Here is a 24803-nt window from a genome sequence, read left to right on the forward strand (position 1 = left end):
CTTATAAGGAGGAGTCCCATGTCGCACCGGAGCGTCGTTTGTACGTTTTACGCCTTTATCATTTTTACTCTTCTCACCCTATTCCCCTTCCAAGTTTTTGGTGCGAATGATGGAGAAGTTAGCCTCACATGGAATTTAAATGGTGAGTCGGATATTTTTTCCTACAACCTCTACTTTGGAACTCAGTCGGGAAATTATAATGCCCCAGGCTCTCCCATCTCCATAACGCACCCGCAAAATTCTACCACTGTAACCAGACTTCAAACTGGACAAGAATACTTTTTCGCCCTAACGGCTATTGATCAAGCTGGACTTCAGAGTCCACCCAGTGATGAAATTAGTACCGTCGTACCCGGTAGCATTGCCGACACCACGCCCCCAAGCACCCCGGTCCTGCAATCGGCGGTAGCGAATTCTTCCACGCAAGCCACGCTGACCTGGGCGGCCGCTACTGATAATGTCGGGGTCACGGGCTATACCCTCTATCGCGACAATAATCCGATCACTACCACGTCGAACCTGACGTTTGTCGATACCACGCTCTCCCCCGACACCACCTATGACTACTTCGTGATGGCTCATGACGCGGCAAACAATTCGTCAGGCGCGTCTGCTCCCATGGCAGTAACTACCACCAGTGCTGGTGATAGCTCACCGGTCGTCGCGTGGAAAGCCCCTGATCAAAATCCGGGGGGCGCGTGGATAAACTCGGGCTGGGATAATCGTACCTTCCGCATCTTGCTCGATGGCGACTCCATCACCCGCTCGGGCTCCACGATCCAGCTTACCCTTCAAGGACGCTCCTCCGGCAGTTATACACTTCAACGCGTTTCGCTCGTACAACGAGATGGCAATACCCTCAATGGAGTGGATACGAGTTCCCGGCAGGTGACCTTTGGTGGGTCATGGAACTCCGGCGTCACGGTCCCCGCCGGCCAGACCGTCACCAGCGATCCTATTGCCTTTGATTTGGTCGCGGGCCAGGATGTGTTTCTCACCTTCTGGGCACCAGCGGGACAGCCTACAGCCTATTACACCATTTACACCACAGGCACGAACACCTCCGCATGGGTCATTCAGGGTGCGGACCAGAGCTCAGCGATTGATTGGGAAAGTTTCAACATCCCCTCTGGGCAGACAAGACCATATATCTATACGGCCGCAACCCTGGAAGTGCTCAGCTCTGGGGGAACTCCCGCGGATACCACGCCGCCGAGTGTGACATCGATTACGTCTGCGGTAGCGGACTCCGCCACGCAAGCCACCCTCACGTGGGCTCCAGCTACCGATAACGTGGGGGTCACCGGCTATACCCTCTATCGCAACAATAATCCCATCACCACCACGGCGAACTTGTCCTACGTGGATGCGCAACTTTCTCCCTCGACCACCTATGCCTATACCGTGGTGGCTCATGATGCTGAGGAGAATACCTCTGCCTCGTCGGCGGCGGCCTCCGTCACAACACCCGCACTGCCCGATACCACCCCACCGAGCACTCCGATCATGCAATCAGCGGTGGCTAACTCCTCAACGCAAGCCACACTTACGTGGTCGGCGGCCACGGATAACGTCGGCGTCACTGGCTATACCCTCTATCGCGACAACAACCCGGTCACCACCACGGCGAACTTATCCTACGTGGATTCTCAGCTTTCACCTTCGACCACCTATGCCTATACCGTGGTGGCTCACGATGCTGAAAACAACGATTCCGCTCCCTCGACTGCAGCCTCTGTAACTACTGCGGCTCCTGCCGACACCACGCCCCCAAGCACCCCGGTCCTGCAATCGGCGGTAGCGAATTCTTCCACGCAAGCCACGCTGACCTGGGCGGCCGCTACTGATAATGTCGGGGTCACGGGCTATACCCTCTATCGCGACAATAATCCGATCACTACCACGTCGAACCTGACGTTTGTCGATACCACGCTCTCCCCCGACACCACCTATGACTACTTCGTGATGGCTCATGACGCGGCAAACAATTCGTCAGGCGCGTCTGCTCCCATGGCAGTAACTACCACCAGTGCTGGTGATAGCTCACCGGTCGTCGCGTGGAAAGCCCCTGATCAAAATCCGGGGGGCGCGTGGATAAACTCGGGCTGGGATAATCGTACCTTCCGCATCTTGCTCGATGGCGACTCCATCACCCGCTCGGGCTCCACGATCCAGCTTACCCTTCAAGGACGCTCCTCCGGCAGTTATACACTTCAACGCGTTTCGCTCGTACAACGAGATGGCAATACCCTCAATGGAGTGGATACGAGTTCCCGGCAGGTGACCTTTGGTGGGTCATGGAACTCCGGCGTCACGGTCCCCGCCGGCCAGACCGTCACCAGCGATCCTATTGCCTTTGATTTGGTCGCGGGCCAGGATGTGTTTCTCACCTTCTGGGCACCAGCGGGACAGCCTACAGCCTATTACACCATTTACACCACAGGCACGAACACCTCCGCATGGGTCATTCAGGGTGCGGACCAGAGCTCAGCGATTGATTGGGAAAGTTTCAACATCCCCTCTGGGCAGACAAGACCATATATCTATACGGCCGCAACCCTGGAAGTGCTCAGCTCTGGGGGAACTCCCGCGGATACCACGCCGCCGAGTGTGACATCGATTACGTCTGCGGTAGCGGACTCCGCCACGCAAGCCACCCTCACGTGGGCTCCAGCTACCGATAACGTGGGGGTCACCGGCTATACCCTCTATCGCAACAATAATCCCATCACCACCACGGCGAACTTGTCCTACGTGGATGCGCAACTTTCTCCCTCGACCACCTATGCCTATACCGTGGTGGCTCATGATGCTGAGGAGAATACCTCTGCCTCGTCGGCGGCGGCCTCCGTCACAACACCCGCACTGCCCGATACCACCCCACCGAGCACTCCGATCATGCAATCAGCGGTGGCTAACTCCTCAACGCAAGCCACACTTACGTGGTCGGCGGCCACGGATAACGTCGGCGTCACTGGCTATACCCTCTATCGCGACAACAACCCGGTCACCACCACGGCGAACTTATCCTACGTGGATTCTCAGCTTTCACCTTCGACCACCTATGCCTATACCGTGGTGGCTCACGATGCTGAAAACAACGATTCCGCTCCCTCGACTGCAGCCTCTGTAACTACTGCGGCTCCTGCCGACACCACGCCCCCAAGCACCCCGGTCCTGCAATCGGCGGTAGCGAATTCTTCCACGCAAGCCACGCTGACCTGGGCGGCCGCTACTGATAATGTCGGGGTCACGGGCTATACCCTCTATCGCGACAATAATCCGATCACTACCACGTCGAACCTGACGTTTGTCGATACCACGCTCTCCCCCGACACCACCTATGACTACTTCGTGATGGCTCATGACGCGGCAAACAATTCGTCAGGCGCGTCTGCTCCCATGGCAGTAACTACCACCAGTGCTGGTGATAGCTCACCGGTCGTCGCGTGGAAAGCCCCTGATCAAAATCCGGGGGGCGCGTGGATAAACTCGGGCTGGGATAATCGTACCTTCCGCATCTTGCTCGATGGCGACTCCATCACCCGCTCGGGCTCCACGATCCAGCTTACCCTTCAAGGACGCTCCTCCGGCAGTTATACACTTCAACGCGTTTCGCTCGTACAACGAGATGGCAATACCCTCAATGGAGTGGATACGAGTTCCCGGCAGGTGACCTTTGGTGGGTCATGGAACTCCGGCGTCACGGTCCCCGCCGGCCAGACCGTCACCAGCGATCCTATTGCCTTTGATTTGGTCGCGGGCCAGGATGTGTTTCTCACCTTCTGGGCACCAGCGGGACAGCCTACAGCCTATTACACCATTTACACCACAGGCACGAACACCTCCGCATGGGTCATTCAGGGTGCGGACCAGAGCTCAGCGATTGATTGGGAAAGTTTCAACATCCCCTCTGGGCAGACAAGACCATATATCTATACGGCCGCAACCCTGGAAGTGCTCAGCTCTGGGGGAACTCCCGCGGATACCACGCCGCCGAGTGTGACATCGATTACGTCTGCGGTAGCGGACTCCGCCACGCAAGCCACCCTCACGTGGGCTCCAGCTACCGATAACGTGGGGGTCACCGGCTATACCCTCTATCGCAACAATAATCCCATCACCACCACGGCGAACTTGTCCTACGTGGATGCGCAACTTTCTCCCTCGACCACCTATGCCTATACCGTGGTGGCTCATGATGCTGAGGAGAATACCTCTGCCTCGTCGGCGGCGGCCTCCGTCACAACACCCGCACTGCCCGATACCACCCCACCGACGGTCAGCATCACCGCCCCAACTTCAGGGGCCACCGTGCAAGGCACGGTGACGGTGACGGCCACGGCCTCCGATAATGTTGGCGTCCTCGGCGTCCAGTTCCAACTAGATGGCCAGAACCTCGGGAATGAAGATACAACCAATACCTATAGTGCCGCGTGGGATACTTCGGCCACCTCGGCCGGCCCCCACACCCTCACAGCCATCGTCCGTGATGCCGCCGGCAATTCCACTACCTCGTCTCCTGTGATAATCACCATTGATAACGGAGGAAATTCCACAAACCCCGGTCCTTTGGCCATCACCAATCTCCAGGCACAAAGCGGAAAATCCTATCTTATTGGCCAGGCGCCAATCGCCAACAACCAAATTGTCTACATCGATCGTTGGTATACGTTCGACGTGATTCCCTCTGTCCTCACGGGTGCCACCTATATCCAAACCGCCAATGATGATAATGGTTCAACCACGGACACCTTCCTAAGCTTTGATGTCAATCAACCCGTCACCGTCTACGTCGCTCACGACGACCGAATGACCACCAAACCTGCCTGGCTGAACACCTACACAGAGACCGGACAATCTTTACAGTTGCCGTACACGACATTGCACATCTATAGGCGCACCTTCCCCGCTGGCACCGTCACGTTAGGCGGCAATAGAATCGGTCCAGGGGAATTCACCATGTACACCGTCGCCGTGAAACCCGAAACGGCACAGGTCCAAGACACCACGCCGCCCAGTGTGCCGTCAATTACTTCCGCCGTAGCCAACTCTGCCAACCAAGCCACCCTCTCCTGGGCGGCCGCCACGGATAACGTCGGCGTCACCGGGTATACGCTGTATCGCGACAACAATCCGATCACCACCACGTCAAATTTGTCCTATGTCGATAGCAACTTAGCTCCGGCCTCCACCTATGCCTATACGGTCAGTGCGCAGGATGCGCAGAATAATGTTTCGGCTAAAAGTCCAAGCCTTTCGGTCACAACACACCCAGATTCACCTTCAGAACCGCCAGGAGCCCCTATTATTCAAGCAGTCCAACCGAATTCTGATTCACAGATGACTATTACCTGGACGCCAGCTATAAATGAGGTTTTAGCGGGGGTTGAAGGTTCGGTTAACCTTGGATCGCAAGCCTATTGCCCGACTCTAGACCCACCGAACACAAGTCAACCTATTTTATCCATTGCCAGCGGTGATGTCAGTGACCTTCTCTCGAAAGTCTCATCAGCCCAACCTGGATCTACGATTCTACTTGCCGATGGAGTATATGCTCTACAGTCAAATCAATCCCTATCAATCAATACACCCGGCTTGACCATACGAAGCGCTTCAGGAAATCGTGAAGGGGTGAAAATTAGTGGGGGATACAACAACATTACAGTTAAGGTGGATGACATTACCATTGCGGATGTAACATTGGATCAACCCACCAACCACAATATTCAAGTTCAGGGAGAATTGGGAATCACGGGAACTAAGATTTACAATGTTCATATGCTGGATGCCGGCCAACAGTTTGTAAAAATAAGTGCGGGTGATGGCACTAACGGAAAGTTTGCAGACAACGGTCTTGTGGCCTGTTCATTGATCGAGTATTCGACCTTCTCCAAAGGGACAAGCATATCCCCTCCCAGTTACACGAACGGAGTCGATTTACTCGCAGGAAAAGGATGGGTAGTTCGAGACAATGAATTTCGTCGAATTCGAAGTGAAGCCGGCCCAGCCGGCCCAGCAATCCTCGTATGGAAGAACTCTATAGATACTATCATTCGGAGAAATTTAATTGTCGATAGTTGGAGGGGCATTGCTTTGGGATTAAGTGCTCCCAATTACCTATCCCGTGGTGGGGCCGGTGTCATCTACGATCACCAAAATGGGCTTGTGGAAAATAACGTGATACTAGCCCTGAATGAACCTGCGGATGCCGCCATTGAGAATAATTACGCCCTAAATTCTCAAGTTCGACATAACACAGTTTATTATAGTCCGGCTCTTTCTCATTCCGTGAGTTGGTCTATTGAATATCGTTTTGAGCCAACGACCGTGTCCCTGATTTCCAATTTAACCAACCTTCCTATTCTTGCTCGCAGTCCTCAACCTACCCAAGAAGGTATGTTGCAGGGAAATATCACCGATGCTCAAGCCAACTGGTTCATCGACATCGGAACTGAACAATATCATCTTGCTCAAAATTCTCAAGCAGCCGCAGCCGTGACCTTTACTCTATATCGCGATGGTATACCGGTGGGAAGCACCACCTCGTGGAGTTACCAAGATTCATACTTGTCACCCTCGACCCTCTATAACTATACAGTGACAGCCCTCAGCGCCGGAGGCGAAGAATCTTCTCCCTCTAGCCCGGTTTCTGGGACTACTCTCGCACCGCAGGATTCTACCTACCCGCAGGTGGCAATTACCTCACCAGGGGCAGGAGAAATAGTTTCGGGAATTGTCACGGTATCTGCCACCGCCTCAGACAACATTAGCGTCCTCGGCGTCCAATTCCAACTAGATGGCCAGAACCTCGGGAATGAAGATACAACCAATACCTATAGTGCCGCGTGGGATACTTCGGCCACCTCGGCCGGCCCCCACACCCTCACAGCCATCGTCCGTGATGCCGCCGGCAATTCCACTACCTCGTCTCCTGTGATAATCACCATTGATAACGGAGGAAATTCCACAAACCCCGGTCCTTTGGCCATCACCAATCTCCAGGCACAAAGCGGAAAATCCTATCTTATTGGCCAGGCGCCAATCGCCAACAACCAAATTGTCTACATCGATCGTTGGTATACGTTCGACGTGATTCCCTCTGTCCTCACGGGTGCCACCTATATCCAAACCGCCAATGATGATAATGGTTCAACCACGGACACCTTCCTAAGCTTTGATGTCAATCAACCCGTCACCGTCTACGTCGCTCACGACGACCGAATGACCACCAAACCTGCCTGGCTGAACACCTACACAGAGACCGGACAATCTTTACAGTTGCCGTACACGACATTGCACATCTATAGGCGCACCTTCCCCGCTGGCACCGTCACGTTAGGCGGCAATAGAATCGGTCCAGGGGAATTCACCATGTACACCGTCGCCGTAAAACCGGACGCGGCCCAGGTGCAAGACACCACGCCGCCGAGTGTCACCTCGATTAGCTCGCTGGTGGCCAATTCCGCCACCCAAGCCACCCTCTCCTGGGCCGCCGCCACTGATAATGTCGGTGTCGCAGGGTATAACATCTATCGCAATGGAATATTACTCTCTACCACACCGGCATTAAACTATGTCGATTCGGGGTTAAACCCCTCGACGACTTATGACTATTCAGTTCAAGCCCTGGATGCTGCGGGAAATATTGCCGCCTTGTCATCTCCTAGCTCGGTGACCACCCCCAACCAGGGTTCGACCGGTAATGGAGGAACCGCCACATTATCTTGGCAGAAAAACACTGAAAATGACTTGATGCTTTATATGGTGTATTACGGTACGGTTTCTCAGGTCTATGATCAATCCATTAATGTCGGCCTTACAACTACGCCCAATACCCCAAGTTATACAATTACGGGATTAGCAGCAGGAACTTATTACTTTACCGTGCGAGCTGTGGATACTGCTGGGAATGCCGGACCAGCGGCTGCAGAAGCTGTAAAGGTCATAATCAATTAAATTGGGAGAAGAGGCTAATCTCCAGCCCTTTTTCTCGACATACCAAGTCAGTATATGAATGGGAGTATTTGGGTAAGAGGATCTGGGCCACATGGCTAGCTTCGTAGTTGCTGTTTTGAAAGCGCTGGATTGTTGTAGCAATCCAGCGCCTTCAATTTCAGATCATATATTCTTCATTGGCGACACAACCGACCAAGTTTATGGCAAACCATTTTGACGGGACATTTTCAGCACACTGATAGCTGGTGCCTCCCTGAGCGCAGGATAGAAATTGGAATAGAATGACCACCACCCAACGAAGTTGGATTCAACGATAAATGACTAGCTCTTATGGATTTAGCAATAGACCCCTGTTTGGAATTCCAAAGCGGCATACAAGGAGAGTTAGTTGTTGCAAAATGAATTCCTAGAATTAATGAGCTCATCACATCTTGACCTTACTCCTTATCCTCCAAACTTTTCGATAATTTTAATGTTGACTAGGATGATTTTTTTCTCCTTCAAGTCTTCCCCCTAAATTTGACAAAAACCCATCCAACCAAAACAGGATACAAAGCTATTTTTAAGTCGCTGGTTGGACGACGAGGTCATTTCACACGATCAGACGGAAAAGCCTTGTGCTTTTACCAAAGGTTTGGGGTCGGCAAAACCAATGGCGAGCAATAGCAATCCAGAGACATAATGGTAGGGGTAAACAAAGGGATTAAAACCAATGAGGAGCAAGTACACCACACCGCAAAGCCGAAGGAAACGACCAGTGTCCATTGAACGATCCCGAATGATAAACCCAAAGAAAGCAAGCAATATCATTATTTGGATTGGTCTGGAAATTTCATAGAGTCCGAGATGATACAACAGCCCCGCAAAGGAAATTTGATTCAGGGGATTTCCCATCTCCTTAATATGGGCAAGGCCTTTTGACTCAAAACCAAGGTACGTTTCGGTCAGAAAGTCAGGAGAAAACGCCCAGAATGGTCCAATAATCCCTAAGAAAATAACTACAGCAATTGTGCCGAAGCGAAGACTTTCGGAGAATTTTATCCTTAAGAGAAGATACACCGCCACTGGTGCGGCAATAAAAAGGGCCATTTGGCGAGTCGCCAATAATAAACCAAGAAGAATTGCGGCACCTATGAGACGCCCCTTCAAGAACACAACGCCAAAAGCTGCGGTGGCAAGCCAAAACGGCCAAATGTGTCCATGGGCCACAAGGGGCACCACTACAGGAGAAAAAATAACGGGTAACAATGTGAGTCCAAGCACACGATGATCATACGTTCTGTGGAATCCTAAAAAGAGGAGGCCCACCAACCCACCAAGAGCCAACAAATTATACAATCGCATATCTAGGTCAAGCGCCACAGTGGGGAGATAACTAAGCCAAAGCCCTGGAAGATAATGAAACTCTAAGATAAACGTGCCAATGCTTTCACTTCTTTGCGCATAGGGGGTGGCCCCGTCCAAAAAGGATTCAATGCCCATGCGTACAAGGGGAAGCATATCAGCCTTTTCAATATTAATCGGCTCTACCACAACGATCGTTGTAAAATATAAGGCACCTACTAGGCCAAGAAATCTCCAAGCGCTATCCCAGGATTTCTTCAGGCCAACGGTACAGCCCCCACCAAGAACAAGTATAGCAAGTATTGTCCACGGCACCGGAGCTAGCCAATCCGAAAAAATATAGAAATCCATTAACAAAACAACAGCCATGACCCCAAAGACCCATTCGGACCGAAGAGAATCTTCATGATGGTCAATCTGCTCTTTTTCTTTCTGCCTTACATGGTCATATCGGAGGCATACGAACACTGATGCAATGAGAAGCAGCAGAAATAAGGATGAAATAATCCCAAAATATAAAAAGGACTCTTCAAACCGCCAAGACAACCGGTAGAAAAATCCAATGAACAAACCTAAAGCAGCAACCACAGAGGCCAGAATCTCTGTCTGAAATGAACGGACTCGTCTCCCGACACTAATTGCCTTTTCCAACATTGACTTTGAATGCGTCTTTTCTTCCAACGCGCTGTGCATCATAGGTAAGGCCTCTTTAGCACAAGTTTTTATCTACCTCAAAACCATATACTTTTCGCTAATTCTGAAAAGTCATCGCTCAAAGGCAACAATGCTTTTCCTTTCTATCGGTTGCCGATAATCCCAACTTCACTGACATTGTTCATCCCAGCAATGGTTTGATGCCACCAACTCCCTATCTACCTTTCAGGATTATCATTGGTAGAAGTGGGAGGCCCTTACCAACCAAGAAGTCTTCAGGTCGAGTTGTTTAAGGAAATTAATGTGGGAAATCTAAAAAAGGACGGTAAAAAAACCCACTGGGAGGTATGTCATGGAAAGCCACAAGAGAAACGGTGGTTCCCCAGATCGAAAAATGAAAGTGGTGAGTTTTGATTCACATCAAGGGCGCACCAAAACTCCGCAACCTACAAGCTGCATGTCAATAGGGATCAATTAGGATAGTGAAGAGGAAGGACTTTGGGTAGGGAGGGAGAATTAAAGAAAGGTAAAAGAGGCGGGACTCAGAACATTTCACCATTTTTAAAGTGGAAGTTCCCGCTCTCGCTAGAGAGGGAAATACAAGCATTCAGGATAAATACCTTTGTAGAGGAAGGATCGAACAAAATACCACAGAAAATATTAATTCACAGTTAAACCCTGAACAGCAACGGGTGGAGTAGTATCAGATAATCCTCCGCCATCATGAGTCAAAGTAAATACATGGACCATGAGGGGACTCCCCTCTCGATGTTCTGTCACAAAAACACGTTGTGTCGCAGGATCATAAGCACCCCCAATCTTTGATTTATATGTTGTGGGGGCAAAAGGAAGTAGCAGCCGCCAAATCTCGTAAGGAGTAACATCCCAAGGTTCCACTTCACCATTCTTTGCTTTAAGTAAGTCTAGTGCATCATAGGCCCAAATTTGCGTCACATAAGGATACGCATGATTCCCTTTATAATCCCCTATCGGATCATTGCATTCCGTAGGAGTTCCATAACAAAAAGGGCCAACCCCTTGCTGACCGAAAAATAATACCGTCCGGCTGTTGCGGGGAAATACCACTCCTTTAACTTCGGATGTTCCATTAAAAATTGTACTTTCTTCTCCCCACTCATCAAGAGGATGTGTAGCGGGATAATACACAAGCGGTGTAGCAGGGACAGGATCTTGTTGCCCGAGATCAGCAGGATTAAAAACAAATGCCGCAGGGCCATAAGAACTACGACTAATGATTGAAATGCAGCAATTCCCCGTGAGGGCAGGACCACCAAAAGCCATTTGCCATTCGAGGGGAATATGCCCCATATATCCTGAAACGGTTCCTGCCATTTCCACATCTAACTTATACATTCCTTGAGCGTCACCTTGCTCAGACATATTTAAAGAGGAGGAAAAATGAGAAAACACTTGACTCCTATCTGCATCATAGTAGTCATAGGCTGTGCCATAGAGCTTATTGTTTAATACTAGTAGTCCACCAACATTAATTTTTCCATCATCCACAGTATACATTTTCCCTTCAGATGGATCGACAAAAGGCTGTAGGACAGAAGCAATAGGAAGGTTACTTTCTTCCGTTGTGATCACAGGATTCGGAATGCTTACTTCTGCGACCATTTGATGGTGATCATGCCCAACAAGAAAAAGCGAATCATTTCCAGGGTTATATGTTGCCACAGTCATAGCATAGCCAAAATTTGATCCTCCAATCGGACCAGGTGGCATTCGGAAGGACCCTTCAAATTTAAGGTGTCCTTGGTTCAACAAAACAGCAGATTCCGGCACAGCAGCATATACTTTATTAATATTTAAATGCCCCCCCCATAGAGCCAAAGCAAGAAACCCCAGGATTCTCAAAGCCCTACCAAAGTTATATTTGGGTGTCATCATTATGGAACCTCCAAAATTTTCATCTTCCCTTTCCCAAAACACAATACGTCTGCTCCGCACAACTAAAATTCCATCTCACTGCCTAACCCATGACTCGAGAGTGATGTATCCAAACAAACCATTCTGACTTTTGACTACCTTTGCATTGGGTTTTGGTTCTGGCAATCAACAAACCGCGAACATAACATTGGGTGAGGTATACAGACTCAAAGGACGCCCTATTATCCTTAGTTTTTTGACTCTCAATTAACTTCTGTCAAAACTGAATAGACCTCAACGGCCTAAAGACCCTTCCTGAAATTCCTTCACACATTCAGCATTCGACTAGTTACATAATATCTTCGGCAAATTTTTGGGAAAAGCGAAGAGGGCAATGCCCCTCTCAAAACCAACCTGAATCAATAGAGCTTTACCCTCTCTGAACTCCGCCAAACTACAGAATTTTAAAGCAAGATCCTTGGGATGGCAGGCCTTTTTCTACTTCAGCGGTCATTATTTGGGGTCGGCTGGAACAAATTGCCCAAGTGTGAACCCTCTTCGTTTACAGTTAAAGACCTCTTTAGTATCCTACGATAGCCCAATTTTAGTCCTTTTTTAGTCCTTTTCAGTCGGCGAACACATAAAGGGTTTCACGAGGAGGATATGATTCTTCAGGTAGGCCTAAAAGGTATTGAAGATTGTTGGGTACTTTAGCCAGAATTGGGGGTTACCCTCTCAATCCTGCAAGACTTATTTGGAAGGATTAGCCCGTGGCGCTCCAAACTCTGGGTGTCCGAATAGCGTGAATGAACCCCAACATTAAGGACTAACTAAAGAGAGCACACAAAATAAGAATGCTGCTCATAATTTTCAGCAAAGCACTCAAACTTTTCAAAACACCAATTGTTACCAGCTTGAAACACGCTAAGGCTGCAATCAATGGTCAAAGGGATGATTGCCTGCGTTCTTCCCGTGACAACCATCCAGCCAGATAGGCAATAGATACCCTCACCAGAAAACTAAATATCAAAACAATTGCGATCCCGATAAAATATTGTAGAACGGTCCAACAAATTCCCTGTTGCCTTTAAACCTTCGAATTCAATAAATCGGAGTCCCTTTTGCTTAAGAAAAGCATACGCTTCTTCATATTCTTCTCGTTGTGAATCGTCAAGCAAAATCACTCCTCGTTCTGACAAATAGGGCACAGATTGCTTTACACAATTCACTCGATCAAAACCATCCACAATGATCACATCATATTTTTGATTGGACAAGGAAATAGCCCGGCAATACTCCCCATCAATATCTTGTTTTCGATAAATGAGTTTGGCGTTATTTGGCAGCTGACCTTCAACAACCTTAAACCAGGCCTCATCGTATTCAACAGACGTTACAGAATGAACCAACTTGGCATAGAAAGAAGTCGAGAACCCACTCCCATATTCAAAGAGGTGTATATCCGTTTTCAGTCGATCTTTTAAGAACTTGATAATAGGATAATTCATCCAAGGAACCGGGTCACCTACAACATCTTGTGGGGCCCAATCATGGAGGCTATCCATCCACCCTGAAGTATGAAGATAAGAATTCTTATCTCTTATCAGATAATTGTAGGCTCGAAGATTACGTGAGCCCGTCGGGAACGTTTTTTTAATGATTTCCTTAAGGGTTGGATTCATATTTTCCCTCCATTTTCTATGATTAGCCAGAGTCAAAGAGTCTAGACAGCGGAACACGACCACATGTCCAAGATTTTCACTAAATATTGTAATACTTCAATATTTTTTCTATAACGCCACTCCATTTAAGCAATGCCGGAACCTAACAAAAGCCTTGAATCGGAAAGCCATTTTTTTTTCAGGGCAGGTTCCATACTGGCAACCCTTGGACCGCCTATTTTATTAAGGAAAAAAGGCATTTAGGAGTCATCAGATTTCCCGTCTGACTAACACAAGATTTTTTGATAAATTTCTTTCATCTTTGCATTCCTTGCCGCCATTGAGAACTTCGTCCGTACCAACTCTAACGAATGCAGGCCAAACTTTTTTCGAAGAGAAATGCTTTCAATCAATTGTTTAGTGTACATATAAACCTGATCTGTCATGTATTCCATGAATTCCCGAGGGATCTCGTCGATCACATAGCTTTTCGCATCCCGAATGAAATCAAATTGTTCAGTTTCTATAAGAAATCCATTTTCTCCATGTTCAATCATCTCAGGAATAGCAAAATGATTGGTTGCCACGACCGGGATGCCATATGCCATGGCCTCCTCAATTGAGTATCCCCACGTTTCTTGGTATGTCGGGCACAAATAAATATCTGTATTAGGCATTACTTCGTTCATCAATGTTTCTCGTTCTACAAATCCGAATGTAATACGATCGCTATTGTGGATTTTTTCGAGATACTCGTTCTGCAAAGCCTGATTGCGAGTTTGGAATTTTTCGAACGAGCAAACTCTCAAATATATATGACTATATTCTTTTGCTAATTTTAGAAAGGCATCTACCGTGTTGGCACCCCCCTTGCGAAGAAACTCTCCGACAAAAAGGATGTTAATCTGGTGATCTTGAAACCGAATTTTTGATTTTTCAACTTCACGTACAGCTGGATATACCACGTCTGTCTTATTCCAAATTTCAGGATCTGTTATCCCACCGTAGGATTTCAGAGTCTCTTTCCCAACCTGACTTTTGAATAGAAGTTTTTTGAAGTTTTCTTGCAACATCAGACGATTGATTATTGCAAGCCGAATTGATCTTGGAGTAGGACATCCCAGCAAATTAAACCCCACCGCGGAGGCAAAATTACCCGGGGTATAAATCCAAGGTTGATTGGTGAGAATAGGGAAAAGTGGAGCCTCAAGAATATCATGCTCCTTGGAATCGAAATAACTGAGAACCCCCTTCGCGGCGCTTCTAAAAATTCGATCAGTAAATTTTGGTTGTGGATGGACGGGAGAATATTCCACACCTTCGGCAGGGAACATGGAATACTCATGGGCAATGCCATGCATTTCCGTAATGCCAACTTTAATCATTTCCGACGACCTCACAAGAACCACAAGCAATAGCTAATGCTCAAAGAATATCACAGTCCTATTCGGCAAAATGAAATAACCGCTTCAGCAGTGGAAACTACCAATGAACAGATGCACCTCTGACTCGCCGGCTTTCCCAAGCCACAAAACATATTCTAGGGAAATTAAGTATTTACTTGGTTAAAGGGAGTGAAGGGTGAAAGGTCTCATACAAAAAAGGAATATCAATGAACATTAAAATTGCCATTGTCAACGTACAGGTAATCACAGCAGTCATCAATGCAGGCTCTCGATATAAACCCTCTGGATTTTGAACAGCGCTATTTTCTTTAAAAGCTAAACTCAAGTAGGTTGCCATAACAAAGGCTAGGATGGGAAAGGCCAGAATGAGTTCAAATCGATAGCGAATCAAAAAGCTCCCAAAAAATAACATCGCCGCTGACCCATAAAACATTACCGATACTAAAAGACGAGGTTCGGTATAAAAGGAGAATGACTTTCGATAGGCGGCGGCCCGAACTGGATCGTCAATGTGGCGATATTCTGAAAATCGTTTCATGGCCATAAAATAACATCCAATCATCCAATAGCTAATGAGCAAAGACGCGGGGGGTAAAATATGAGCTCCGGCGATATACCAACCAGCCATCATCCTGAGAGGGTTATTTACCGCTTCAGAAAGGACATCTAAATAGGGAAGGTCCTTGCTTCGCACAGGGGGAATATTGTAGATGCACCCCATTATCCATAACACTAACATCGTCATTGCAAAGGGAAAAGATACCTGTAACGCAATTCCCAAGCCTACGACCATTAAGAAAATCCACTGGACATAAGCCAGTGGGATGCTAACCTTGCCAGATGGGACCGGTCGATTGCATTTTGTAGGATGTAGCCGGTCATTTGGAGCATCAAGGACCTCATTAACTACATAGTTACTTGATGCGACCAAGCATACAGCTAGCAAACCAAAGAACAGTTGAATCGGGAGTCCAGGAGTAGAAAGTAAAGAGGGGTCCAACCCAAGAGCCACCACTATGCCGGGAAACACAAACACATTTTTAAACCAATGGTCGATACGGGCAATCTGAACATGGCCCCAAAATGTAGGTCGTGAAGGCGGTAGCTTCCCACTTTTTTCACGTGTTCCATTTTCACCCTGAGGTTTTACTGGAATGGGCATTTCTGCATGGCTGGTTGGCGCAGAATTCATGATCTATTCTCCTTTGTTCAAAACAAAACCCATGTAGGTTGAGACCATTAGTCCAAAGATTGGATTAATAGGAAATAATTAAATCTCAAGTTTTCTTGGTGATAATTGAGAAGATCAAGCGAGACTTTCTCGTTTTTTAATCGCAGGAAGCAACACTTTACAAATGAAAGAGTATCGCTTAAGAGAAGTGAAGGATTGGTTCACGATGGGCAAAACCCTTCATGACTTCATGAATCGGAAGATTATCTTTTTTACTCATCATTAGTTGACTAGACAAGGAAGCAAGGCATTGACCACGCTTAGTCAAAAGGTCCTCACGAGTTCCTTATTACTATTGAGTGCTAGAATGATTCAACGTGGGCTCGGGCTCGTCAGCACACTTGTCCTCGCTCGGTTGCTAACACCAAATGATTTTGGAATTGTCGCGATTGTTGCACTCACCATTGCGTTATTTGAAATTTTATCCAATACGGGAAGCATTCTCTATCTCACACAAAAACAAGACGTTTCGGATATGGATCTCAACACGGCATGGACTATTGATCTTTTGCTTAAGTCGGCATTGTGGTTACTTTTAATCGGTGCAACACCCTACATCGCTGACTTCTATGACAATCCCACATTGATTGACGCCTTTTTTGTGGTGTCATTTGTCTTGATATTTAAGGCAGGAGCTAACCCTGGCATCATCCTTTATCGAAGAGCCCTGGAATATAAAAAATTATTTTTGCTCACTCTGATTGAAAAAGTAGTGTCGTTTTGTGTGGTGATGATTATTGTTTTTGTCACCCCATCATTCTGGGCGATTATTTGGGGCGATCTGGCGGCAGCCATATCCATGTTGATCGGCTCATATTTACTTCATCCCTTTAGGCCCAGACTCAACCTCAGCCGGTTTCAAGAGCAATGGAGCTTTTCGCAATGGATATTGTTTAAGGGGCTACTTGGGTTTTTCAGATCGCAAATCGATACGATACTAGTTTCGAAATTCTTTAACGCGGGCGATCTTGGAAGATACCACTTAGTAAGAGGCGTAGCCGTCTTGCCGAGTACGGATATTATTTTGCCAGCCGTTCAGCCATTACTTGCAGCATTTTCTCAATCAAAACATAATCTTGCCGCACTTGCATATAAAGTACGCCTAACTCTCCTCATGATTGTCGTCACCATCAGTCCAATTTGTTTTTTTATGTGGAACCATCCCGGCCCGATTGTCGATGTGTTATTGGGTAGTCAATGGCAAAATACTTATACCCTCATGATGTATTTTTCCATATTATTGTTTGCCTTTGTTTTCGAACAGCCTCTAAGCGATTGCTTTATTGCTCTGGGAAAGGTCAAACCACTGTTTTACTATGATTTAATTTCGGTAGTCGGCATCACTGGATTACTTGTGGTTTTTCCTGGGGATACCCTGGAAGAGTTTGCTCTACGTCGAGGTCTACTCGGTCTAGGCTTTACCTCATTATTCTTTATTTACACAGAAAGGATGGTTAATCTATCCTACATTTACACCTTTTCTCTCTTACTTCCTTTGCTTGGGTGCGCATATCTGGCCGAAATGGTGTTAAAACTGTTATCACTCCCGAGCATTGAAAATCCCTTAATATCGTTGTGTTCCCTGACATTACTTTATTTTGTCGCTTACGGCATGTTTTTATTAATATCGTATTACGCTTTTTATCAAAAAACGGAAGAAGGGCGACAAATTAAAGGCCTCATCTTTTCAAATATCAAGACTTTATCGGCCAAAATTCGTTAGGGGGGATTTTTAGATCATTGATTCTTGGCCACTCTCCTACATCATACAGATTCCCCCATTAAATCCACTAAAAAAATGATGACAAAATTCTAAAATTCTTACCAACCTCATTTTCCCTAGGACCCAACGGCACGGCCAATACGATGGTATAAGCCCTGCAATCCAAAGATATATCGATGCTTCAAGAACAGATAGAGCAAGCCCTTTAAGTGGCTAAGAGTAAACAAATTAATTTTTATACCTCTGGCCCGTGAAATTTCTTGGGCATCATGAATCACTGATACCTCTGGGAAGTACTTAATATAGTACCCTGCCTTCCAAATCCTGATAGAGAAATCTACATCTTCAGGAGAATAAAAAATGCGTTCATCCAATAATCCCACCTTCTCCAGAACATCGCGACGAAACATCCAAAAGGCCGAAATGGCATAATCCACCACACGACTTTCGCCAAGTCCTGGCCGTTGGTCCATTTGGTTTTCCATCCTCTTCAACATAAAGAATCGTTTTGCTTTATGTATTAAGGTTGGGAAAGAATCTACACTTATTTGAAAGCGCCCGTCAGGATACGTAAGAGCCGGCACAGCCATGCCACAATAAGGTTCTTGATCCAACCGCTTCATTAAAAATTGAATCGCTTCAACATTGACATACGTATCCGAATCAATAATCAATATGTACTTCCCTCCTGCTCTGGACAACGCAGCATTTCGGGAAACCGTGGTTCCCGTGTTGGTCTCAAAATAAATCCCTTTCACTACCTCGGGAAATTCGGCTTCCAGTTTCCTCAGAATGTCGGCGCTACCATCTGAAGAGCCATTATCGCAGACAAAAATTTCATGTGGCCCTTCACACTGGTCCAGTGCAGTGACAAGTTGACGGATGCAATGCTCTAGGTATCTTTGAGAATTAAATGACAAAATAACGGTTGACAGTTTCATAGATAAAAATTTCCCAAAAAGACACGGACACGAATTCATTAATTCCTAGGCTGTTCGGGTTTCCTAATTTTTCAGATTGAAGACACACTAATTAACTAGACAGTAATTGTTGCAGCCCACGAAATGAGGAAATATTTTCTTCAGAAACGGAGCCTTGGGACGGCCGCTGAAAGGTTCCACCAACCATCATGCATGGCATACCTGCGGCCAATGCACCTTTCCCATCAACCTCTGGACGATCTCCAACATACAACACCTCTTGGGGTGGCAGCCCCCAACATTCACATGCTCGAAGAAAACCCCGTGGGTGTGGCTTAAAGGCATTAATTTCTTTATCTGTGGCACATAACACCAGCTGCACAAATGATTCGAGCTCTAGGGCTTCAAGTTTCTCTTGTGCTGGATAATCAGAAAACACGCCAATTTTTATTCCCCTACGTTGGGCTTCTGTAAAAAATGAGATGGCGCCCATTCGTCGACACCATTTGAGATATTTTAAGGGGCGATGATACATCCATTCCTCAACGATACGCTTCACTTCCTCGGCCTTTACTCCAACCACCTTGGATGCTTGTTGGTATTGTATCTCCTTTAGACACTCCGACGGATTTCCAAGATGGCGAAGTTCTTCCCGAATAGTCCGAAACTGTTTAATGACTTCCAGGACAGAACGAGTTTTGGCCAAGGACCCCATGGTCAATGGCAAAGTGCTCAGCTCAAAGCCCATTAACATACGAAGTGGTGGCTGGTAATAGAGGGTACCGTCCAAATCAAAGAGAATGGCTCGTACTTTTGAAATATCCATGAAGGGTAACCTTCGCCTGCCTGGGCATTCCAGGGCTCAAATCCTAGAGAACTCGAATTTCATCCCGTCCATCTGCAAAAATCTTGGTTTTAAGCACATTCCGTCGAACAAATAAGTGGATCATGAAACACTCCCAACGTACGAAGAGTTTCATGGTACTCCTGAATCATCGCCTGCTGACGAAATCGTTGAACCACAAGACTCCTTCCTGCCTGGCCCATCTGCGATCGTACCTGTGGATCTCTAAGCTGTAACAATGCTTCGGCTAATTGTTTCGACGCGTGGTCAATCTCACTGACGAACCCAGCTTCCTGCCCTTGAAGAATAGCGGGAATCTCTCCCACCGCCGTAGCCACTATAGGGAGACCGACAGACATAGCCTCCAACATGCTCATGGGCATTTGTTCGCGCAAAGACGTGAGGATAAAGACATCCATGGCTCGGAGATAGGCCACAACATTTTCTTGCTGTCCTACGCAGAGAATTCGACCTCGGAACATTGGACGAGTACATGCCTGTTCGATAAGACCCCGATCGGGACCATCACCAATAAACAATAGTTTAAAATTCTGTTCCTGTTCAAGACTGTTCTCAAAAACTTTGAGAAGCAACGAAAGGTTTTTCACGGGATCCAGCCTTCCCACAAATCCGACAACAATATCCTGGGTGGATAAACCTAACATCTGCCTCATCTGTTCGCGCTCAAACCTATCCCCTGAGAAATACTCCGTATTGATCCCATTAGGGATAAAGAGCACTCGTGCAGACGCCAATCCCAATTGATCCTCCATCATCTTTTGAAGATCAGTGGAGACCACGACGAGCCTTGAAGCCAATCGGTAAACTACAAATCGAATGACATTCCGCTTCCAGAGGGTGGAGGTCGCCTCATCAACGTTAAACCCATGTTCACTATGAATGATATGAGGGATGCCCGCCAAGCGACCTAACCAGATAGCGTCAGTCGCACCCCAATTATAAGTCATGAGCACTGTCGGATGAGATTGCCGAAGTGCTTGAAACAGTGAGCGAAAAAATGGAAAATTTTCTTGAGGCTTCGTGAAGTTCACGAATCTGATATGCTTTCTACGAATCCATTTCTCCGCGCCTCGATCTTCTGTCAAGGACAAGATTTCCTGGTCGATATGATCAGGGAGTGAATTCATGACTGAGCAAAGCACCTTTTCCATCCCCCCCATTCCAAAGGATGGAACGACATGCAATATCTTCACACTCATCATCTTCTCTCAGTTATATCTCAAAGTAACGATCTATCTAGTGAGGCAAAGCGGCCCAATCAACAACTCTCCCCCCACAAGGACCGCAAGTAGTGAGAATTGTTCCGGTCATGGATTTAAGGTAGATGCCGAGCAATTGATGGCCCTACCCAGCGGGTCAAGGTAAGAGGTAAGTGTTGCCACATGGATATAGCCAGACGAAATTTCGGATTATCAGGGTTGAGTTGTGGCAATTCATTGTGGCCATCCAAATAATAATGCCAATAATGTGGTACGGGTTTGGAGCCCCATTGCTCTTTAAATTTGAAAGTTGATGCTCCAATAGTGGACCGCCCAAAATCAAAGACTCGGTAACCCTGATCGCAGGCATATCGCAAACAATTCCAATACAGGAACATATTGGATTGCAGATGATTGTACTCCCGCAAAGAAGATGCCCAAGGTATTTCGAGGCGATCTCGAAACCCCAGCAAAAATCCAGCAGCAATCGGTTTCGCTTGAGGATCACGGACTAGGATGATACGCGCCACTTTGGGGAATGCCTCAAGGACCAAACCAAAGATTTCTTTTCCATAGACTGGAGTTCCCAGAGCTCGCATATTGTGGGCAAACACAGAGTAAAAAGCATCGAGCAACTCCCCTCCACCATCTTGAACCGTCAATCCGTTCTTTTCCCCTTTCCGAACCTGTGAACGCAGTTTCGGCTTAAAACTGTTGAAAAGGTCCTCGGAAGTTTGTGGAAGAGAGAGCCACATCGACACTTTGTCCGTGCGAGCAGGCAATTCTGGAAAATAGTTTCTAAGGTGCCGCATTTCAATATGTTTCACGTTGAGTGCTTGACCGAGTTTTATAGCCGCATTCATAATCGGCTGGGCAAGAGATTCGTCCTCGATCAGCAGGCCACCATAATTCGCATAAGGCATGGAAACGAGAAAATTACCAAACAATGGACTTTTCATATGAATAAGCGGGATTCCTCCCAAGACTTTTCCTTGATGCTCAACGCCCACCAAATACCAGGGTTTCCCAAAGGCCCTATGCACAATATGACGCCAGCTCGAGAAATGGTACACACTAGCATCTGGATGCTCAGCAACATAGTGGTCCCAAGCCGGCAGAAGGCCATCACTTAACACACAAGCCTCAAAGCTTTGAGTAGCGTGCCCTACCGCCATGGCCACCCCGTGTTCCTCCTGAACTCCCATGAGACTTTCAATCTGCATCCATATCCCCTTTGACCGCGGTTTGGGGAGAACGTGACGATGGAAGCCCTTCCAACAACGTTTGAACGGCTGAATTGGCTCGTGCCAATCCATACACCAAATACAGGACAAACAATGGGAGAACCTTGCCCCCGTTGTTTGAGCACCAAGTCGTTCTCATTGCGAGCAGACCTGCGGGAAAAACTAACAATGCCAAGCAAATTGGACCGACCAACATCTGGCCCTGGACCAAGTCCCAAATACTCCCCACGGCCAGTGCCACGCAGAGACCAAGAATATACAGCGGATACCCTAAGCTTGGGAGCTCATCCCAACGGAATCCATGGGAACGAAGTCCACTGAAACTTCCTTTCCCTCGCCAAACTTCTTTCTTCCAAAATGTAGATAGATCGGGGGCTTCTCCCCAATGTATGGCTTCCATAGCCGGATTGCCCAAAATTGCTCCCTTGGCCCCTAGCCGATAGCACAAGTCCACGTCTTCTGCCGTCACAAGTCGCTCGTTAAACCCACCCACTGCCAGGAAGGCTTCCCGTCGAACGACGAGATTCATGGAAGGTAGCCACCTGACTGGGGCCAAAACGTTTTTCATCTCACGACCTTTTTGATGAATCTCCCATGCTCGTTGAACCCATGTGGAATCTAAGGGCACATGAGGAAAGCATCCCGCTCCCACAACACGAGGATCAGAAAGGGCGGCCAGACTTGGCCCTAGCCAAGAGGGTGACAACTCCACATCAGAATCAACAAAGGCTAAATATTCGCCTTGAGCTATGGCCGCGCCACGATTGCGCAAGGCGCTCACATGAACCTTCTCAATGATCTTGAATGCAAATCCCATGTCTTCCATAATCCTATGGGTATTATCTGTGGAACCATTATCCAGGATTATGACTTCGTACTGATGCTGAGAGAAGTCGAGATTGCGAATGGAACGAAGGCATCGAGCAATATTTTTTTCATCATTCCAGACGGGGATAATGAAAGAAATCGTTGGTTGTCCACTACCGCGGAACAATTCTTCTTGGACACATGTTGCTTCAAGATTAGACATTATTGCGTATCTATGCTTTTACTCAATATTCCTGCCTATTCGGCACTAGACAAAAAGGCCATCACTTCTTTTCCATGTGAAGAATAGAGCAATTGCGAAATGCTTATCCCGCCAAAGACACTGAGACATTGGCAGAGCTTCTCATTCTGGAGAAATAGCGTTTTGGCGAAATTTCGAATGAAGATGTGAGAAATTTTGGTGTTTTTCAATGATACGGAAAAGGCGAAATCGATATCGAGGGTTTCTCCAGGATGCGAGAAAGAAGCCTTTATGGGTTTCTCATCTAACAAACATTTCGCCTACGTAGTGCACACCTAATGGACATTTTGCATCGCAGAAACTGACTGGAAGCCAGCTGTCGCGGGGCTCAACCTAGCCTGCCGCTCCAAAGCCGGCGCCATATCGGCACTGTACGCCAGTTTGAGGGCCCCAGCACCAAGCAATATCACGTAATACGGGATTTCCAATCCCTCCACACTCACAAATTGCGCTGACACAATAAAACCAACACTGGATGATATCACCATTCGCCCTACATCCCGTACCCATGGATCTACTACATGCTCACTTCTGTGCCTCGCAAGGGGCCAGAGACGAATAATGGTCAGCCCATAAAACAGTGCCAAGAAACCCAAGCCTGGAAGCCCTAATTCAGCCCCTGTCTGCAACCATAAACTATGCCCTTCTTTTCCTGGCTCCCATCCGTATTGATGAGCAATCAACGGCCAATGATCTGGCCCTATGCCAAGCAAGGGATTCTTTGTCATCACATCGATGTTATCAACCCAAAGATCCAAGCGACTTTGGGCTGCTCCATCTCGCTCTTGTGGATCCACAAAAATTGTCATGAAACGATCCTGAACCTGAGGTCCTGCCAATCGAAACCCAAGAAGTACAATCATGACAAAAGCAAAAAGGTGTATAGGTTTCTTTGGAGGCAACAAGAGAAACCCAATCGCCATGCTGACGATAAGGGCCAACATTCCCCCGCGAGAAAAAGCGAGCATGACACTATGTCCCATCAAGACAGCACCACCCCAGGCGATGAAACGCTGCCACCATTTGGTCACGCCACTGCCAAGAAAAAATGCCAATCCGACTCCACACACCATAGCAATGGCCTGACTATTGTTATCCATGTTTGCAAAATCTTGTTCGTAGATTCGGTTGAACCCCTGGAAATAGCTCAAATTCATTTCGTAAGCCACAAAACTTTGACTAAGCATAATAACCCAAGCCAATTGTTTTAACTTCGACACAGAGTCTATGAGCGTAAGACCAATGAGAACGGGAATAAAAATTTTCGCAATTCGAGTGACATAGTACCAAGCAATATCATGATTAGCTGAATTCATGGTGGACAATAAGGCCCAGACAAAAAAACTGCTTAAAGCCAATATCACTCCGGTGGATTTGGAAAAATTCCATTTTCCAAATCCATGGATGGCCCACCCCACAAGCATCGCCACAGCAATAATTCGACTATAATGGTATTGCGGCACAGACCAAAACCACATTAAATCTGGCTGAATGATGGCAAAACACACATACGTTAGAACTCCAATGAACGGATTGAAAAGAGAACCCACGACTCCGAACGCCGTTGCACAATAAGTAAAAATTAATCCCAACATGAGAATGAGTTCCTCTCCGTCCTTTGGTGGGGTTCCCCAG

Annotated in this window: 13 protein-coding genes; 2 read left to right on the plus strand and 11 right to left on the minus strand. The window is 47.3% G+C overall.

From position 1 onward, the window contains the following. Window positions 1–18: 18 nt before the first annotated feature. Window positions 19–7959, plus strand: coding sequence for a fibronectin type III domain-containing protein (locus tag PPG34_RS06350; protein WP_313832313.1), 7941 nt, complete (start codon window positions 19–21; stop codon window positions 7957–7959). Between the two features lie 600 nt (window positions 7960–8559). Here the strand turns inward: PPG34_RS06350 and PPG34_RS06355 are convergent. The 5 genes from PPG34_RS06355 to PPG34_RS06375 all read right to left on the minus strand — a co-directional run bounded on the left by PPG34_RS06355 (window position 8560) and on the right by PPG34_RS06375 (window position 16109). After that, window positions 8560–9999: a hypothetical protein gene (locus tag PPG34_RS06355; RefSeq protein ID WP_313832314.1), complete on the minus strand. Its 1440-nt coding sequence runs from the start codon at window positions 9997–9999 to the stop codon at window positions 8560–8562. Window positions 10000–10617: 618 nt separating this feature from the next. Next, window positions 10618–11871 (minus strand): hypothetical protein, encoded by a 1254-nt coding sequence (locus tag PPG34_RS06360; RefSeq protein ID WP_313832315.1) that lies wholly within the window; start codon window positions 11869–11871, stop codon window positions 10618–10620. Window positions 11872–12869: 998 nt separating this feature from the next. Continuing rightward, window positions 12870–13532 carry a class I SAM-dependent methyltransferase gene (locus PPG34_RS06365; RefSeq protein ID WP_313832317.1) on the minus strand — a complete coding sequence of 221 codons (663 nt, stop codon included), beginning with the start codon at window positions 13530–13532 and terminating at the stop codon, window positions 12870–12872. A gap of 266 nt (window positions 13533–13798) precedes the next feature. After that, window positions 13799–14584, minus strand: coding sequence for a glycosyltransferase family 4 protein (locus PPG34_RS06370; protein WP_313832318.1), 786 nt, complete (start codon window positions 14582–14584; stop codon window positions 13799–13801). 484 nt (window positions 14585–15068) lie between these two features. After that, entirely contained in the window at window positions 15069–16109 is a 1041-nt protein-coding gene (locus tag PPG34_RS06375) for a UbiA prenyltransferase family protein (RefSeq protein ID WP_313832319.1), read from the minus strand. A gap of 289 nt (window positions 16110–16398) precedes the next feature. Here PPG34_RS06375 and PPG34_RS06380 point away from each other — a divergent pair, with 289 nt between their 5' ends. Further along, complete coding sequence (locus PPG34_RS06380) at window positions 16399–17871, plus strand: oligosaccharide flippase family protein (protein WP_313832320.1); 1473 nt, start codon at window positions 16399–16401, stop codon at window positions 17869–17871. Window positions 17872–17987: 116 nt separating this feature from the next. Here PPG34_RS06380 and PPG34_RS06385 read toward each other — a convergent pair whose 3' ends face one another. The 6 genes from PPG34_RS06385 to PPG34_RS06410 all read right to left on the minus strand — a co-directional run bounded on the left by PPG34_RS06385 (window position 17988) and on the right by PPG34_RS06410 (window position 24763). Beyond that, window positions 17988–18812 (minus strand): glycosyltransferase family 2 protein, encoded by an 825-nt coding sequence (locus PPG34_RS06385; RefSeq protein WP_313832322.1) that lies wholly within the window; start codon window positions 18810–18812, stop codon window positions 17988–17990. Between the two features lie 91 nt (window positions 18813–18903). Further along, window positions 18904–19617, minus strand: a complete 714-nt coding sequence (locus PPG34_RS06390; RefSeq protein ID WP_313832323.1) for an HAD family hydrolase — start codon at window positions 19615–19617, stop codon at window positions 18904–18906. Window positions 19618–19706: 89 nt separating this feature from the next. Next, window positions 19707–20858, minus strand: coding sequence for a glycosyltransferase (locus PPG34_RS06395; RefSeq protein ID WP_313832324.1), 1152 nt, complete (start codon window positions 20856–20858; stop codon window positions 19707–19709). A gap of 113 nt (window positions 20859–20971) precedes the next feature. Further along, a complete protein-coding gene (locus PPG34_RS06400) occupies window positions 20972–22078 on the minus strand; it encodes a FemAB family XrtA/PEP-CTERM system-associated protein (protein ID WP_313832325.1) in 1107 nt (368 codons plus the stop codon). Next, window positions 22068–23129, minus strand: a complete 1062-nt coding sequence (locus PPG34_RS06405; RefSeq protein WP_313832326.1) for a glycosyltransferase family 2 protein — start codon at window positions 23127–23129, stop codon at window positions 22068–22070. The genes PPG34_RS06400 and PPG34_RS06405 overlap by 11 nt, the downstream gene beginning before the upstream one ends. A gap of 314 nt (window positions 23130–23443) precedes the next feature. Continuing rightward, window positions 23444–24763, minus strand: a complete 1320-nt coding sequence (locus PPG34_RS06410) for an O-antigen ligase family protein (RefSeq protein WP_313832327.1) — start codon at window positions 24761–24763, stop codon at window positions 23444–23446. Between the last annotated feature and the right edge of the window lie 40 nt (window positions 24764–24803).

Source organism: Candidatus Nitronereus thalassa (genome assembly GCF_032191465.1).
Classification (GTDB): Bacteria; Nitrospirota; Nitrospiria; order Nitrospirales; family UBA8639; genus Nitronereus; species Nitronereus thalassa.

Bases quoted from the DNA above. Each gene is read 5' to 3' on its own strand.
- PPG34_RS06360 (WP_313832315.1), bottom strand. From the start codon at position 11,871: ATGATGACACCCAAATATAACTTTGGTAGGGCTTTGAGAATCCTGGGG.
- PPG34_RS06365 (WP_313832317.1), bottom strand. From the start codon at position 13,532: ATGAATCCAACCCTTAAGGAAATCATTAAAAAAACGTTCCCGACGGGC.
- PPG34_RS06370 (WP_313832318.1), bottom strand. From the start codon at position 14,584: ATGTTGCAAGAAAACTTCAAAAAACTTCTATTCAAAAGTCAGGTTGGG.
- PPG34_RS06355 (WP_313832314.1), bottom strand. From the start codon at position 9,999: ATGATGCACAGCGCGTTGGAAGAAAAGACGCATTCAAAGTCAATGTTG.
- PPG34_RS06385 (WP_313832322.1), bottom strand. From the start codon at position 18,812: ATGAAACTGTCAACCGTTATTTTGTCATTTAATTCTCAAAGATACCTA.
- PPG34_RS06410 (WP_313832327.1), bottom strand. From the start codon at position 24,763: ATGTTGGGATTAATTTTTACTTATTGTGCAACGGCGTTCGGAGTCGTG.
- PPG34_RS06400 (WP_313832325.1), bottom strand. From the start codon at position 22,078: ATGCAGATTGAAAGTCTCATGGGAGTTCAGGAGGAACACGGGGTGGCC.
- PPG34_RS06390 (WP_313832323.1), bottom strand. From the start codon at position 19,617: ATGGATATTTCAAAAGTACGAGCCATTCTCTTTGATTTGGACGGTACC.
- PPG34_RS06350 (WP_313832313.1), top strand. From the start codon at position 19: ATGTCGCACCGGAGCGTCGTTTGTACGTTTTACGCCTTTATCATTTTT.
- PPG34_RS06405 (WP_313832326.1), bottom strand. From the start codon at position 23,129: ATGTCTAATCTTGAAGCAACATGTGTCCAAGAAGAATTGTTCCGCGGT.
- PPG34_RS06375 (WP_313832319.1), bottom strand. From the start codon at position 16,109: ATGAATTCTGCGCCAACCAGCCATGCAGAAATGCCCATTCCAGTAAAA.
- PPG34_RS06395 (WP_313832324.1), bottom strand. From the start codon at position 20,858: ATGATGAGTGTGAAGATATTGCATGTCGTTCCATCCTTTGGAATGGGG.